The sequence below is a fragment of the Limnobacter humi genome (assembly GCF_024518835.1).
Taxonomy (GTDB): Bacteria; Pseudomonadota; Gammaproteobacteria; order Burkholderiales; family Burkholderiaceae_B; genus Limnobacter; species Limnobacter humi.
In genome coordinates this window covers 1-543 of sequence record NZ_JANIGO010000025.1, presented here as the reverse complement: position 1 = coordinate 543, position 543 = coordinate 1, and the positions used below count along the sequence as shown (strand labels likewise).

At 59.1% G+C, this 543-nt stretch carries 1 protein-coding gene; it reads right to left on the bottom strand.

The window, feature by feature from the left end; translation table 11 throughout:
* The coding region (locus NQT62_RS15400) for a flagellin N-terminal helical domain-containing protein (protein WP_256765632.1) at positions 1 to 508 on the bottom strand (508 nt) is incomplete at its 3' end.
* Between the last annotated feature and the right edge of the window lie 35 nt (positions 509 to 543).

Below are 543 nucleotides of genomic sequence, written 5' to 3'. Positions count from 1 at the left end.
TGTTCTTCACCTGCGGATCCGTCATGGGAAAGCCGAACTGCGTCTGGAAAGCCGTCTGGATGGCTGCGCGCGCCGGGCTGCCAGCCGCGAAGTAGTCGTCCATCGGCTGCACGTCCGTGTTCACGCCGGCAAAGACATACTCGCCATTGTAGTTGGTGTTGGCGAGGCCCGTCATGGTCTGCAGGCCGCTTTTCGCCTTGTCCAGGGCAACCGAATGACCGTCGGACGAACCGCGCAGCGCGGTGACCGTGCCGAGAAAATCCGTCGCGCCCTTGACCATATTGCCAAGCGCATTCTGCGATGTGGTCATGCGCTGGCCGATCAGATTGTTCGTTTCGGTCAGAACCGTCACCCGGTCATATTCCTTGCGCAGGGAAATGGACTGGCCCGTCCGGCTGCCAAGCGCGAGACCCGTGTCGGATACAAATCCGGTGGTCGCCTCTTCCTTTGCCTTGATCAGGTCGGCCTGCGCCTTGGCCAGGATATTCCGGGTCGAATTGGCCAGCATGTAAGATGAAATCGATTGGGTTTTCATCGTTATTT